The 14320-nt window shown below is 56.2% G+C and carries 11 protein-coding genes and 2 pseudogenes; 5 read left to right on the top strand and 8 right to left on the bottom strand.

Annotated elements, in window-relative coordinates; translation table 11 throughout:
• Nucleotides 1-39: 39 nt before the first annotated feature.
• Together ABC395_RS05235 and ABC395_RS05230 are read left to right on the top strand one after the other, a co-directional pair.
• Nucleotides 40-615, top strand: a pseudogene (locus tag ABC395_RS05235) (metallophosphoesterase family protein); the annotation flags it as partial.
• Nucleotides 616-673: 58 nt separating this feature from the next.
• Nucleotides 674-1078, top strand: coding sequence for a metallophosphoesterase family protein (locus tag ABC395_RS05230; protein ID WP_413001274.1), 405 nt, complete (start codon nucleotides 674-676; stop codon nucleotides 1076-1078).
• A gap of 580 nt (nucleotides 1079-1658) precedes the next feature.
• On the opposite strand, the gene ABC395_RS05225 is transcribed toward ABC395_RS05230, so the two are convergent.
• Both ABC395_RS05225 and ABC395_RS05220 read right to left on the bottom strand, forming a co-directional pair.
• A complete protein-coding gene (locus ABC395_RS05225; RefSeq protein WP_413001272.1) occupies nucleotides 1659-2567 on the bottom strand; it encodes an aldo/keto reductase in 909 nt (302 codons plus the stop codon).
• Between the two features lie 123 nt (nucleotides 2568-2690).
• Nucleotides 2691-2984 carry a Dabb family protein gene (locus tag ABC395_RS05220; protein WP_413001271.1) on the bottom strand — a complete coding sequence of 98 codons (294 nt, stop codon included), beginning with the start codon at nucleotides 2982-2984 and terminating at the stop codon, nucleotides 2691-2693.
• A gap of 199 nt (nucleotides 2985-3183) precedes the next feature.
• Here ABC395_RS05220 and yhbH point away from each other — a divergent pair, with 199 nt between their 5' ends.
• The 3 genes from yhbH (at nucleotide 3184) to ABC395_RS05205 (ending at nucleotide 6612) form a co-directional block, all read left to right on the top strand.
• Nucleotides 3184-4344, top strand: coding sequence for a sporulation protein YhbH (gene yhbH / locus ABC395_RS05215; RefSeq protein ID WP_413001269.1), 1161 nt, complete (start codon nucleotides 3184-3186; stop codon nucleotides 4342-4344).
• Complete coding sequence (locus tag ABC395_RS05210) at nucleotides 4341-5771, top strand: SpoVR family protein (RefSeq protein ID WP_413001267.1); 1431 nt, start codon at nucleotides 4341-4343, stop codon at nucleotides 5769-5771. Before yhbH ends, ABC395_RS05210 begins: the two co-directional genes overlap by 4 nt.
• Before the next feature lie 211 nt (nucleotides 5772-5982).
• Complete coding sequence (locus ABC395_RS05205; protein ID WP_413001264.1) at nucleotides 5983-6612, top strand: hypothetical protein; 630 nt, start codon at nucleotides 5983-5985, stop codon at nucleotides 6610-6612.
• A 196-nt stretch (nucleotides 6613-6808) separates the two neighbouring features.
• Here ABC395_RS05205 and ABC395_RS05200 read toward each other — a convergent pair whose 3' ends face one another.
• From ABC395_RS05200 to ABC395_RS05175, 6 genes and pseudogenes are all read right to left on the bottom strand, one after another.
• Nucleotides 6809-7630: an alkaline phosphatase family protein gene (locus ABC395_RS05200; RefSeq protein WP_413001262.1), complete on the bottom strand. Its 822-nt coding sequence runs from the start codon at nucleotides 7628-7630 to the stop codon at nucleotides 6809-6811.
• A gap of 58 nt (nucleotides 7631-7688) precedes the next feature.
• Nucleotides 7689-8750, bottom strand: a complete 1062-nt coding sequence (locus tag ABC395_RS05195) for a glycoside hydrolase family 18 protein (RefSeq protein WP_413001260.1) — start codon at nucleotides 8748-8750, stop codon at nucleotides 7689-7691.
• Between the two features lie 15 nt (nucleotides 8751-8765).
• Nucleotides 8766-11231 carry a transglutaminase domain-containing protein gene (locus ABC395_RS05190; RefSeq protein ID WP_413001258.1) on the bottom strand — a complete coding sequence of 822 codons (2466 nt, stop codon included), beginning with the start codon at nucleotides 11229-11231 and terminating at the stop codon, nucleotides 8766-8768.
• Nucleotides 11232-11773: 542 nt separating this feature from the next.
• Nucleotides 11774-12796, bottom strand: a complete 1023-nt coding sequence (locus ABC395_RS05185) for a carbohydrate-binding family 9-like protein (RefSeq protein WP_413001256.1) — start codon at nucleotides 12794-12796, stop codon at nucleotides 11774-11776.
• 37 nt (nucleotides 12797-12833) lie between these two features.
• Nucleotides 12834-13025: a hypothetical protein gene (locus ABC395_RS05180; protein WP_413006808.1), complete on the bottom strand. Its 192-nt coding sequence runs from the start codon at nucleotides 13023-13025 to the stop codon at nucleotides 12834-12836.
• Nucleotides 13026-13196: 171 nt separating this feature from the next.
• Nucleotides 13197-14091: pseudogene (locus tag ABC395_RS05175) on the bottom strand (alpha-L-fucosidase); the annotation flags it as partial.
• Between the last annotated feature and the right edge of the window lie 229 nt (nucleotides 14092-14320).

Here is a 14320-nt window from a genome sequence, read left to right as displayed (position 1 = left end):
CCGTGCTCCGGCACAACTATCTCCGAACGGAAGTGAGACATGAACAGACGGCAATTTCTCCGCTCCCTTGCGGGTGCTTTTGCGGCGGCCTCTCTCGGTGCCGCCGCTTTCTACTCCTTTTTTACCCGCGGTGCGTCCAAGGAACTGGGCTTCGGGCTGACACCGCCATCCACCGGACCGTCCGCCGCTCCCGATCCGACCCCAGCAGGCCCCGGAAAGATGCTCGCGTCCTTCTGGCTGCTGAGCGATCTGCATGTCACCCCTTACGATTCCGGGACGTCCGAGAAGCTGAAAAAAGCGCTGGCCGATCTCATAAAAGCGGAGCATCCCGGGGATGCGCTAATTTTGGGAGGAGATCTGACCGAGTACGGTTCGGATAACGACTACAAACAGCTCAAAAGCGTACTCGGCGGCTTCAAACTCCCCCCTTTATACGCGAACATGGGCAATCACGATTATTATGACATCTGGATTGACGGCAAAGGAAGCTTTGCCACGGAAACACAGCCCAACGGTAAAACCGATGCCCAGTCGAGGCAGCGTTTCCAGACTTTTATGAAAACCGATCGTCCTTACGGCAAGTTTGAAGCCGGCGGGATTCCGGTATTTCTGCTGTCCCAGGAAGCTTATGTACAGGAAAAACCCGAAGTCGGCGAAGGAGCCTGGTACTCGGATGCCCAGTCTGGCCTGGCTGAAAGCCGAGCTGGCGAAACGGGAGAAGCATCTTCCCGTTCTCGTCATGATTCACCAGCCTCTTCCGCAGGAAGGCTCCGACGGAGGCACCCACCGGGTAATCCGGGCCAACGAGCTCCGCGCCATTCTTGCCCCTTATCCCAACGTATTCGTCTTCTCAGGCCATACGCACCGCGATTTTACGGCCAATCATTACAACCGGCACGCGACCTTTCACTGGTTCAGCAACTCGACCGTAGGGCGCAGCCGCTCCAAAATCCTGTCTCAAGGCATGTATATCCAGGTTTACGAGCATGAGGTTCGCGTACGCGGCCGGGAGTTCAGCAATGCAAGCTGGATCGGCGCCGCAGACTGGACCGTTCCGCTCCAAAAAAAGGCGGACTGAGCCGCCTGCTGACACAATAACCGCAGCGCAGCGAGAAGGCTTGCCGCCAACAACAAGCGTCTTCCCGTCCCGGACGGACATGCCTGCTGCAGAAACAGAAGGCCAGAGGCGGCATGAATCTTCGCGTCCACTTCTGACACAGCCCTACTAAAACTCCCCTCGCACTAAGTTTCCGGCCAAACAAAAAACCGGTCAGGAAATAAATTTCCGACCGGCTTCCGCCGGGTCCCTTGTGCGCAGGGGACTTTTTTATGGAGCGAAATCAAAACGTGCTATACGTCCGGCACTCGTCGGCCGCCGGCTTGTACAAACAGGGAAGCTTGTAACGTCCGACAAAAGACGGATTACACCAAGGCGGACAGTCGCCCGGCGGTCTGAAATACCATAGGCTGGACTTGCCTCGCCAGGATCGTTCGCCGTTGATGCCCGGCGCGCCAGGTGCTTGTCCCGCTCCCCCGGCTTTCCTGCAAAATACCGCGCCGGACCGACAGCCACTCCCATTCACCTCATTTTGTCGTCTCTCCAGATAGAATATCTGGCTGAGCGCAATGAATGAATGGAAACTTCGGCACGTATTTTTCTAGCGGTGCTGCTCGTAGCGGGACGCCTTGGAGATCCGCCGGATCTCCTCCAGTTCCTCCGCGGACAGAGGAGCCGCCGCTCCCGCTTCCGCGTTGTGCACGAGCTGCTCCGGGGAACTGGCTCCCGGGATGACGGCGGCTACCGCCGGGTGGGCAAGCGCGTAGCGGATGGCCATATGGCCGGGGTCCCTGTCGGCACCGGCCCGTTCAAGCAGCAGTCGGCGCACCTCCGGCAGTTCTTCCGCGCTGTAATCGAGATAGCCCCGCGCGGCCTTTTCTTCACCGCTTGCGGTGAGAATACCCCGGGCTACCGGACCGCGGGCGATCAGGCTGATGCCTTTGTCCTCAAGCAGAGGCAGCACCTCTTCTTCCGGCCGCCGGTCCAGGATGCTGTATTGGCTCATCACGCTGACGATGCCCGAGCGCTTCACATATTCGCGGATGACGTTCGGACGGATCGACGAGATTCCGTAATGGCGGATGAGCCCTTCCTCCTTGAGCTCCTCGAAGGCCTCGATCGTCTCGTCGATGGGGTCCTCCAGCGTTCCGCCGTGAAGCTGGTACAAATCGATATAATCGGTCTGCAGCCTCTTCAGACTGTCTTTTACCGCCGATTTGATATACGCTTTGGACGGATCCCACGTCCATCCCTCTTGTCCCGGAATCCGCCGGTTTCCGACTTTCGTCGCCAGCACAACCTCGGATCTGCGTCCCCGGAGGGCTATGCCCACGAGCTCTTCATTGCGTCCTTCGTCGTACAAATCGGCCGTATCGAGGAACGTCACGCCCAGATCCAGAGCTTTATGGACGAGCCCGACCGCTTTCTTCTCCTCTGTCCCCAGAGACATGCAGCCGAGCCCCACTTCACTTATAAACAGCTCGGTTTGCCCCAGACGATTCTTTTTCATAGACGGATCCTTCCTTCCTCTGCTCGTATTTAAATGGCCTTCCCCGGTTATAAAAGGAAGCCGGTACCCATCCGGCACACGGCTTCTCGTATGTACGTTTATGTCTTCGGTTCCGCTCTTCGGTCAGATACGGATGTCCACCACAATGCTGTCCAAACGTCCGACTTCGCGGATATAAGCGGCAACCGCCTGATGCTCCGGATGAGGCCCGTAAGCTTCCAGCGCTTCCTGGTTCTCGAAACGGACGGAAAGGACCAGCTGGTACCCCTGGCTGTTGGGGGAGAAATTCAAACCCGCCTGCAGGTCAATGACGCCGGACAGATGGTTTTTCAACGCTTTAAATCTGGAGATGACGTCCTGAAGCTGCTCCTCCGTCGTGGATTCGCCGAATTTTACAAGCACGATATGATCGATCAATGGATTCCCTCTTTTCCAATCGTAATGCTTTCAGTATACCATATCGTTTTTTTATTGCTAACCCGGCGTGTCGTCAGGCGTATTTCCCGTTTCCTCACATTTTATCTCGTTCCCGATCACATATCGTCCCTTCCCGTGAATATACTTACTTAACAACAGGCCAAACTGTGCCCCATATTCCACAAGGAAGGTGCCCATCATGACAGACTCTTCGTTTATCGTCTCCCGAGAGGACTGGTCACTTCACCGCAAAGGCTACCAGGACCAGACGAGACACCAGGAAAAAGTCCGCGATGCGATCAAACAGAATCTGCCCGACATCGTGTCCGATGAGAGCATCATTCTGTCCAACGGCAAGCAGGTTGTCAAAGTTCCGATACGCTCCCTCGACGAGTACCGGTTCCGATATAACTATCAGAAAAGCAAACACGTCGGGCAGGGCGACGGCGACAGCCAGGTCGGCGACGTTCTCGGCGTAGACCCCCAGCCTTCCTCCAAAGGCGGCAAGGGCGAAGGAGCCGGCGACAAGCCGGGCGAGGATTATTACGAAGCCGAGGTTTCGTTCGAGGAGCTGCAGGCGCTGCTATTCGAGGAACTGGAACTGCCGTTCCTGCAGCGCAAAGATAAGAAAAATTTCTCGGTGAAGGAAGTGCTTTTCAACGACATCCGCAAGAAAGGCATCATGTCCAACATCGACAAGAAGAAGACGATTCTCGAAAATTTAAGGCGCAACGCCACGCAGGGCGATCCCGGCATTCACGGCATTTCGCCGGACGATCTGCGTTTCAAAACGTGGAACGAAGTGGAAAAGCCCCATTCCAACGCCCTCATTATCGCCATGATGGATACGTCAGGGAGCATGGGATCTTTTGAAAAGTTTATCGCCCGGAGCTTTTTCTTCTGGATGACGCGTTTTTTAAGGACGAAGTATGAGCATGTCGAAATCGTGTTCATCGCCCACCATACGGAAGCGAAGGAAGTAACGGAGGAGGAGTTTTTTACAAAAGGCGAAAGCGGCGGCACCATTTGTTCTTCCGCTTATCAGACCGCGCTGGACATCATCGACTCCCGGTATCCGCCGGAGCAGTATAACATTTATCCGTTTCATTTCTCGGACGGCGACAACCTCACCTCGGACAACGAGCGCTGCGTGAAGCTGATCGGACAGTTGATGGAGCGTTCCAACATGTTCGGCTACGGCGAAGTCAACCAATATAACCGCAGTTCCACGCTCATGTCCGCTTACCGCAATATTCATCATCCGAAATTCATGCATTACATCATCCGGGAAAAATCCGAAGTGTACAAGGCGCTCCGATCTTTCTTCACACCCCGAACCGAGGGAGGCGAACTCATTTGACACCGGACGAAATCCGTCAGCTTGAACATGCGATAGCGGAAATTACGGAAGTCGCCGAAGGATTCGGCCTCGACTTTTATCCGATGCGCTATGAAATATGCCCCGCCGATATCATTTATACGTTCGGGGCTTACGGAATGCCGACCCGTTTCTCGCACTGGAGCTTCGGCAAAACGTTTCACAAGATGAAAACCCAATACGATTTCGGGCTCAGCAAAATTTACGAGCTGGTCATCAATTCCGATCCCTGCTATGCTTTCCTGCTCGACGGCAACTCGCTTATCCAGAACAAGCTGATCGTTGCGCACGTCCTCGCCCACTGCGATTTTTTCAAAAACAACGCGCGCTTCTCCCGCACCAACCGCAATATGGTGGAAAGCATGTCGGCTACGGCCGAACGGGTGCGCCAATACGAGATCGAGTACGGAACCCGGCGGGTCGAGGAGTTTCTGGACTGCGTGCTGGCCGTGCAGGAGCACGTCGATCCGAGCTTGACGAAGCCTGGGCGCAGGAAACCGGACGAACAGGACGACAAGGAAAGCGATAAGATGGGCCGCAACGGCAGACCGAAAACCGGCTACGAAGACCTGTGGGATCTGGAAGGGCATGACACCGAATCCGATGAGGATGAAAGCCCGCCGGTACGTTTTCCGCCGAAGCCGGAGAAGGACGTTCTTCTGTTTATTGAAGAAAACGCACCCCATCTGGAGGACTGGCAGCGGGATATTATGACGATGATGCGCGACGAGATGCTCTACTTCTGGCCGCAGATGGAAACCAAAATCATGAACGAGGGCTGGGCTTCTTACTGGCATCAGCGTATTCTGCGCGAACTGGATTTGACCGAGGAGGAGACGATCGAATACTCCAAGCTGAATTCGGGTGTAGTCCAGCCGTCCAGGCATACGCTTAACCCCTACTACCTCGGGCTCAAAATTTTCGAGGATATCGAGAAGCGCTGGGACAAACCGAAAGACGAAGAACGGGAAAAGTACGGACGGCGGGGCGGCGAAGGCCGCAGTAAAATTTTCGAGGTCCGCGAATTCGATTCGGACACGTCTTTTATCCGCAATTACATGACCAAGGAGCTGGTCGAAGACCTGGATCTGTACGTGTTTGAGAAAAAGGGGCCGGAATGGAAGATCACCGACAAGACCTGGAAAAATATCCGGGACCAGCTCGTCTATTCCCGCGTGAACGGCGGCTTTCCTTATCTGGAAGTCTACGACGGAGATTATCAGCGCAACGGCGAGCTGTACTTGCGGCACTCGTACGAAGGCGTCGAGCTTGACTTGAAATACGTGGAAAAAACGCTGCCCTACCTGTACCGGCTGTGGGGCAAACCCGTCTACCTGCAAAGCGTGGTGGAAGACAAAGCGGTGTTGTTTTCGTACGACGGGAAGAAGAGCCACCGGAAGTTTATGTAGAAGAGATTGGACGGCGAGGAAACAGTCATTGTCCAGTCAACAAAATCCTGTCTGACCAACGGCATAGAGGCCTCGGTCAGGCAGTTTTTTTACTGCGGTTCTCATCCGAACAATTAAGACCCATTAAAAATAGAACTACTATCCTCCAAATACATAGGTTACGATGAAATGACTAACATTCCTACGATAGTTAATAGAGGCGGCTGTACTTATGAAGAAATTCACTTCCGTTTTTTTAATTGTACTGGGTATAATGATAATTTTGGCTGCAAGCAAACCTTTATATTTCATGTACAAAGAGAAAGAAATTCAACACTTGTTAAACGAGACTTTTACAATCACTCAACAAGATGTTACTAAAAATGCTTTGGAAATAAACAACAATACTGTAGAGGTTATTGATACACCCAAGGGCGATCTTATACGGCTGGAGATACTGTTAAACGGGGAAAAACTCTCGGGCTCGGCAGATGTTGCACCTGCAAAAGACGGGAATTATACTCGCGGTGTTTGGGTAAACGTCTTCAATATCCATAAAAATCATATAAATGATCGGGCGGCAATTGTGCAAACCATAGAGGAACAAGCCAGTTGGAATATATATTATATCGATAATCAACAAAAAATGACCGTCAAACATGTGACTGACGAGAACCGTTCGGCCGATCCTTTAGATACTTATTTGATTAAAAATAGCGGTACCCCCATGATAGGGTATTACTCGGATATCAATTATGCTTCCGGCAACCCTTTTGCGACAATGATTCCAATAGCGATCGCGATTTTCGGAGGCATTTTATTATTAATTGGATGGCTCATTTTCCCACGCACAAAAAAATAAATGATAGTAAACCAGCAGAATACGGCATATGAGCCGAGTTTAGCATTCGTGGTGGAGCTTACATCTACAGGTTTCGAGCCTGTAAATCGCGTCTGATTCTGGACCAACCATAAACAAAAACCCTGCCCGTTCCGGTTATGAGCCGGACAGGCAGGGTTTTGTTTGCGGCGCCGATGTGCGGAAAAATCCCTTCCCGCTACTTGCGGAAGCCCTTCACCGGTATGTCCGACATATGGGCGGACACCGGAATATCGAGCAGAGAGCAGATCAAAGGAGCGACCGCCAGCTGCGGCAGGTAACTGTCCGTGTACACGCCGGGTGTGAAACGGTCTCCGATGGCGATGAGACCTACATCCCGCTCCGCCTCTCCCGTTCCCCCGTGATGCCCGTCTTCGTTCATGCCGTGGTCAGATGTGATAAGAATCTGATAGCCCCGTTCCATCCACACGGGCAGGAGAACGGCGAGCAGTCCGTCCATATGCAGAGCCTGGCCCCGGTAGCGGGCGGAATCGGACGTGAACTTGTGGCCCGCATCGTCTATATTCATCGGATGAATATAGAGGAAGTCCGGGTCATGCGTCCGGCGCAAATACTCGGCATCCCCGATCAGATGGGAGTCCGGATAACTATCCTCATAGTAGAACATGCCGTGCTGAATCGGCTTGCTCTCGTCGTGTTGGATACGGTCGGATACATAATCGAACGGCGCCGAATTGTACAGCTCGCTCACCCAGTGATACGCCGCCGCGGCTGTCGTCAAGCCCTGCTGTCTGGCCAGATGAAACACGCTCGGAAAACGGGACAGCCTGACGACATGGTTGGCCGTAATCCCGTTTATGTAGCTGGGCGTCCCTGTCAGAAGCACCTCGTAAAGCGGCCTGGAGAGGCTCGGAAGCTCCGATTTCACCTTGTACAGAGCGGCCTGCGATTTTTCCACCAGATGATTCAAATAGCCCATGGATGAGAGCATGACGTCGTAACGCAGTCCGTCCAATACGAGGACAATCGTTTTTGCCATACGTGCGCCACCTGCTTTTGTGTGGTTTTATGTGAATTTACGTTGTTTGTTATTGATTTTAAAAGGAGTTTGAAGCGCTGTCAACCGTTTTATGCAAGCCTTGATGCAGGCTGTCCAGCAGACGGCGGGTTTTATCGCATCCGTACTCCCAGAACATGATGCCGGCCAGGCTTTGTTCCTCGACATACCGGCACTTATGACGCAGCGATTCCTCGTCGTCGTAGGTGATAAACGTGCTGCTGTTAAAGAGGTAAGGCGCTTTCGCTTCCTCGTCCCAATGGCGGACATAGCCGTTTTTGTCAATATAATCGTTTGCAAGCGTCGTAAAATCCGGCCCGTAGCCGCCCGAGCCTCCGGCGATCTGGTGAAGCCCGTTTGCCGCATCCGGCACCTTCTCCCACTGGCGGGAATAAAAAGCGGCGCCGACCACGATTTTATCGCGCGGCACGCCTGCGCCGAGGTACAGGTTAATCGACGTCTCCGTGCTGATTCGGAACAAGTCTCCCGTCGAATTGTAAAGATTCGTATGATGTCCCGTGAGAACCTGGAAGCCGCCCCGCATGTCGTATGTCATCACCTGAAGAAAATCGAGATAACGGTGCACCTGATCCATCTCCGTACCGTCCAGATAATACTGGTCGGCCCCCACTGCGATCGTAAGCAGGTAACGGCGTCCGTCCTTGCGTCCCTGTTCGTCTAACGCTTCACGGATCGTCTGCAGAAGCAGCGTGAAATTCCTTTTGTCGTCAGGGCTTGACTGGATGCCTGCGGCGGAATAACAGGGATATTCCCAGTCCAGGTCAACTCCGTCGAACGGGTGCGCCTGCAGGATATCCACGGCGGATTGCGCCATCCGTCTCCGCCCTTCTTCGGTTGAGGCGGCTTCGGAAAATCCGCCGGCCCCCCATCCGCCGACCGACAGGAGCAGAACGAGCTCCGGATTGACGGTTTTAAAACGCGTCAGCTGGTCGAGATGCGCAAGATGGCCGATGCTGATCGCATCCTCCCGGACGTGGCCGAAAGCCACATTCAAATGGGTAAGTTTGCGGAGATCTTCCCCGGTTACGTCCGGGAGTCCGGCATCGACGACATAGCCTGCTACTACATAAGGTTTGCTCATTGCGGCGTTTTCCTCCTAATCGTTCTCACACAAATTTCCGAAAATTTTCAAAGCTTCCCTGGCGGACCCCACTTTGTACCCGGACTGGGTGTAGCGGATCTGTCCCTTCCGGTCTACAACGAAAACGTGCGGGAAACCCGCGTCAGGCAGCGGACGTCTCGCGGCAAACTCATCCAGGGAGGCATAACCGTCGTCCCGGACAAAACGAGTTCCCGCAGGCAGACCGCCGTAACGTGCGGGATCGAATGAAACCGCTCTCTCGCCGCCTACCACCATTATAACGGCTGCATCCGCTTTCGCAAACGAATCCGAAAGCTCTGTAAGCTCACGGATCAGGTGCTTGGAAGGCTCCCTTTCCGGTTCGATCCAAGCCGCCAGAACGGCGCGTCCGTCCGCAAGCTCTTCAAGCGTACGGGCTCTTCCTTCCGCCTCCAGGCTGGCGAAAAGGGTACGACCGTCCACGGATCCCAATACGGGAACAGCCGACGGAGCCGTGCGGAAATCCGGCGCAAGCTCCGTCTGCCGGCCGGGGTTCACGGCGAAATAGCGGAAGCGGACCCATGCCGTCCCGTCCTTGAGCCGCGTACCCGTCGTCATCCGGTAGCTTCCGGCCTCCAGTTCAAGAGGCTCCCCGTATAGATCGTTCTTGCCGTAGGGGAAGACGATTGTCCGGTAAAGACCGTCCTCCAGCCGGGCCAGGGTCAGATTCTGGAAGTAGGCAGCCTCCGGAGCGGGTGCTGCGGAAGAATCTCCAGTCGTCCCCGGGACTGAATGCGCACCAGGCTCTTCCGGCACAGCTGTATCCGGCTGAACGTCAGCCCCGCCGTGCACGGTTTCGTTCGGCCGCCCGGCTGTCTCACCCGCTGCGCCGAGTTCACCGGCAGGCTGATCCGCTTCGCCTGACCGCCCGTCAGGCCGGTTCGCAAGCCGCACGGCTTGGCCTTCCGGCCCTTCCGGCTCTGCTGTCCCTTCGGCTGTCTCTCCAGGTCCGAGCGGCCGGGAAAGCAGCAGGAGCGTCCCTTTCTGCGCAGCGTTCTCTTCACGCCGGCCGGCGTTGATCCATTCGCCGCTGCGCATATACTCCGGCTTCTGATTATTCGGATGAAGCCGGGCCGGTATGCCGAGGCTGCGGCAAACGGCGACCAGCAGAATATCGAGGGATAGGCGGTCGCCTTTCTTCAGCTTGAAACTGCCTGCGGCGGAAGCCCTGCCCGGAAGATTCGTCAAGTCATCCCGCACCTCGAATTCGGCGTCGAAACGGCGAACAAGTTCCGCGGGGTCCTCCCGGTATGCGGCAGCCTCCTCTTCCGTGAAGGCTTCTTCGAAGAGACGCCGGTACGGTCCAATCATTTCGAAGTGCACCCGCGGGCATAAAATGTACGGGACGAACACGTCCTCCTCGCAGGAATCCGCCCATTTCAAGGCATGCAGAAGATGATCGTCCAAAGTCGGCCGGAACGTGTCCAGCATGTCTTTGTCCCTCATGCTTTCCAACAGCCGGAGAGGCCACAATCCGTAGGCGGCTGTCCGCTCCCGGAGAAAATCGCGGATTTCCCGGCTGTTTCCCCGGGCCTTGCGCAGCACGCTCCACACCCGCTCGGAGGGAAGTCCGAGCTCCCCGGCCAGCTTCGCGGCGTCCTCTTCCCCGAGGAACGTGTCCTCGAAGCTTTTGCGGGCCGCGGTTCCCTCCTGCTCCCTTTCCCGGTGCAGCTTCAGCATCTCCCCGGAAACATCGGTCCGGGCTTCTCCTTCCCGCTCGGGAGGCGGCACCATGTCTACATCCTGTGTCCCTTCCGGCACCGGAGCGTTCCGGATAGTCAGCACATGATTGGAACTGCCCGCCGCGGAGAGCTTTTCTTCTCCCCACAGGCCGTCTTTGACGGCACGGACAAGCAGGTCACCCCAACCCGTTCTGAACGCGGCAAGCCCTTCGGAATCGGTCTCAAGAATGGCGATCGGGTACATTTCCGCCATGTTATAAACCTGGAAAAGAACACGTGCGCCCTCAACCGGCCGGTCTTCCTCATCCTTCACGGCAACGGTTACCGTCCGCACGGGCGCATACGTTTCCAGCAGGTTTATTTCCGTCAGCCACTCCTCGGCCAGCGTAACCGGTTCCGGTCCCGGATAGTTGGCGTGCACCCGGGTGTTGACCAGCATGGCGCGCCGTGCTGGAGCGTCGAACCAGCCCCGGTCAAGTACAGGCTCCGGCTCGCAGGCGCCGATAAAATGCCACTGCCCGTCGGCCCATGCCTCCACCCAGGCATGATTGTCGTCGCAGTGGGCCCAGCGGGGCGTGTAGCACTGCCGGGCGGGAATACCGATGCTCCGCAGCGCCGACACCGCCAGCGTCGACTCTTCCCCGCAGCGTCCCTGCGCGCTTCTCAGCATCGTCAGCGGCGAGATCGTCCGCAGATCGCTTCCGACGTAAGTGGCCTTCTCGTGGCACCAGTAGTTGGTTTCCAGGATCGCCTTTTCCATCGTTAAATGCCTCGTCCGCTCCGCCAGCTCCCCCGTAAAGAACGCCCCGGCAGTCTTCCAGATTCTCGCTGTTCACCCGGAGAGGCAGCACGAAATGAAGAAACAGATGATCCGGCACCCGCCTGCCCCAAGGTATTTTGGCGCGGATGTCGAGCGTCGTGCGGACATGGCTGAGGAACAAAGCGCCGTCATAATCCGCCAAATCGTTAAGAGGCATATACGCGATAAGAAATTTGAGCGCCCACGCCTCTTCTTCGTTCAGCTCCTGCCGGAATACGCCGAAAAGCTCCTCTTCCTTAGCCCCGGCAAGCTCCCGTTTGATGTTAAATTTTCTCTGTACTTCCGCCAGCGTTTCGGCATCCAGAGAAAAAACCGCTTTATGAGAGACGGGGGCCGTCTGCTCCCTTCCTTCCCTATTCAGCCTGACATCCGGACGGTCAGCCCCGCCCTCATTCCGGTTCTCATCCTCATCCCGGCGCTCTTCCATATTCCGCTTCTCCAACGGCTTTATGTTCCGATTCGTATTCGCGTTCATCTGCTCTTCACTCCTTCCACAGTTTCCCGTCCTCGCGGATCACATAGACAGCTTTGCCGTCGGCGGAGGCGGCGCAAATCTGAAAGCTTCTGGCCGTCGTCTCCACCTGCGGAATAAGGCTCCAAGGCTCAGATCCTAGAAGTTCCTTCACATCGCTTATAAAAACACCCGATTGTTCGAAATGATTCCGCTGCCGGTAATACAGCTTCCGCAGCTCCCACTTTACGCGTTCATCGTCCGGCAGCGTAAAGCTTTCCGGACCCTCCCCGTCCGCAAAGACGACATAGCCCCAAAGCTCGGGATAATGCATGTTGACGATGCCCATCGGAGACCAGACCCAGTTGTCTTCGGGATAAGGCTTGCCGCTTGTGGGATCGAGCATTTTCCGGTAAGAGCCGTCTGCAATCTCCGTCCGCCACTGCACCCGCGAGAAATTCACGCGCCAGAATTCTCCCCGGACCGGCGGGCGGTTTTCCGGAGCGCACTCCCGCAAAGCGGACCAGGGCATCGCCACCTCCAGCGTCCATTTCCGGTTGTCCGCGCCCGGGTTGTTCAGCTCCCCGTCTATATGGACGGCCGTTTTCAGCCCGCGAATATCCCAGCCGTTTACGGGCGGCCCGCCGTCCCGGTAAGGTTTGACGAGCAGCAAATCCCAAACCGTATTGAGCGCATTCATTTCGAATTCATAATACTGGTGGGTATCCCCGTCGGGGTCGATAAAAATCTCAAAATCATTGTCGTGAAAAATGACGGAATCCCGCTCCGTAAGCGTCGCCCAAATCTGGTCCTCCATCAGCTCCGCCGCAAAATAGAAATACCGGTCGTCCCAGAGCATCTTGACCCGGGTCCGTTTGGACGGCTGCGGCTTGGCGTCTCCTTCGATATCCGTAAAATCTTCCGTCCATTCGGCCGCTTCCCAGAACGGTTTGTCGACCCGCCCGTCCAGCTCCAGCGGACCGGAGGCTCGCCTGCACAAGTAATGCTTGGGCGCAAAAGCGATGCGCGGTTCCGGCACTCCGCTTAATGTCATATGATCTGCCCCTTTCTTACAGCGGATAAGTTTTTTCTCAAGCAGGACCGCCCTGCTTCCCGGACAGCCGGAACACGATGGCCTCGGGTGCTTCCTTCACCAGGACAGACTCCGGGAGACGAAGCGCAAGGCCTCCTTCGGTCAGCCGGCAATCGAGCGGAACGTCCCCGTCCAGCAGCTCCACCCGGGCAAAAGAGTCGCGGAGAGGAATATACATTTCAGCTTCCACCGGCTCCCCCTCCCGTTCGACCAGACAAATGGCGTAGACGGTCTCGCCCTTCCGCGTGAACCGCCAGCTGCCTTCGGAATGAGGCTCGCAGATGCGTGTTCCGTAAATGGCTTCGCCGTTTACTTTCAGCCACGCCCCGAGTCCTTTCATCCGGGCCACGGCCGTCTCCGGAAGCCTTCCGTCCGGCTGCGGCCCGACGTTGAGGGCGAGGTTGCCGCCCTTCGCCACGATCTCGACGAGCAGATGGACGAGCTTGGCGGACCGTTTTATACGTGTCCTCATAACGGAACGAGAACGACGTCCCCATCGTGATGCAGCTCTCCCACGGAACGAGCAGGGGGCGCTCCGGCAGCGTTTGCTCGGGAGTGATCAAGTTCTCGTACGGCCCCCCCACGGTCCGGTCCGCGCAAAGCAGCCAAGGCTGGAGTTCGCGGGCCTTCTCCACGGCTTCGCTGAGACGAATGTCCTGTTTGTTGGCCGCGTTCACCCAGCCGGCATCCAGCCAGAGCATGTCGATGCGCCCGTAGCGGGTCATGAGCTCCGCGATCTGTTCGTGCGTGAACTTCACGAACTGTTCCCAAAGCCAGGGATATTCCTTCGTGTCGTAGGAAGTCCCCCGCGACGTGCGGCCGCCCCGCTCCATTCCCGGAGCCCAGTAATAGGGCGAGCTCCAGTCCGCTTTGGAGAAGTACGCGGATATCGCCAGCCCCTCCGCCCGGAAAGCGTCGAACAGCCTGCCGCAAATATCCGCATGCCGGTGGGCATGGAACGGGCAGTCGGGGTGCGTCACACGGTAATCCGTCGTGCGGGTATCCCACATACAGAAGCCGTCATGATGCTTCGTCGTAAAGTTCAGGTACTTGAAGCCGCTGTCAGCGGCAAGTCCGGCCCAAAGCTCGGGTTGAAAGCGAAGAGGGTTAAACGTGCGGTTCAGCCCGAAATATTCGCGTTTAAGCTCTTCCGCGCTCACGTCCCAGTCGATCCCGTCCCGGGACCAGTCCGCATCCGTGTCGCTCAGCGCCCATGATTCCACGACACCGAGCTGGGAATACGGCCCCCAGTGCATCATGAGCCCAAGCTTCTGGTCTTGGAACCATTCCAGCCGCTCCAGCAGCACGGGGTCTTCCGGTTTAACCCAATCTTCCTCCCGGCTGTAATTGTGCACGCCTTCCACGACGGCCGGCGCAGCCCCTTCTTGTGTTTCCACTTTTATCTCACTCATCACATGACCTCCAGGCAGGCGATTCTTTTTTTGTAATCCCTTTCAAAAATGCTACGAACTGCCCTATGAATCT

Source organism: Paenibacillus canaveralius (assembly GCF_047238265.1).
Taxonomy (GTDB): domain Bacteria; phylum Bacillota; class Bacilli; order Paenibacillales; family NBRC-103111; genus Paenibacillus_F.
This window is presented reverse-complemented; position numbering and strand designations above follow the sequence as displayed.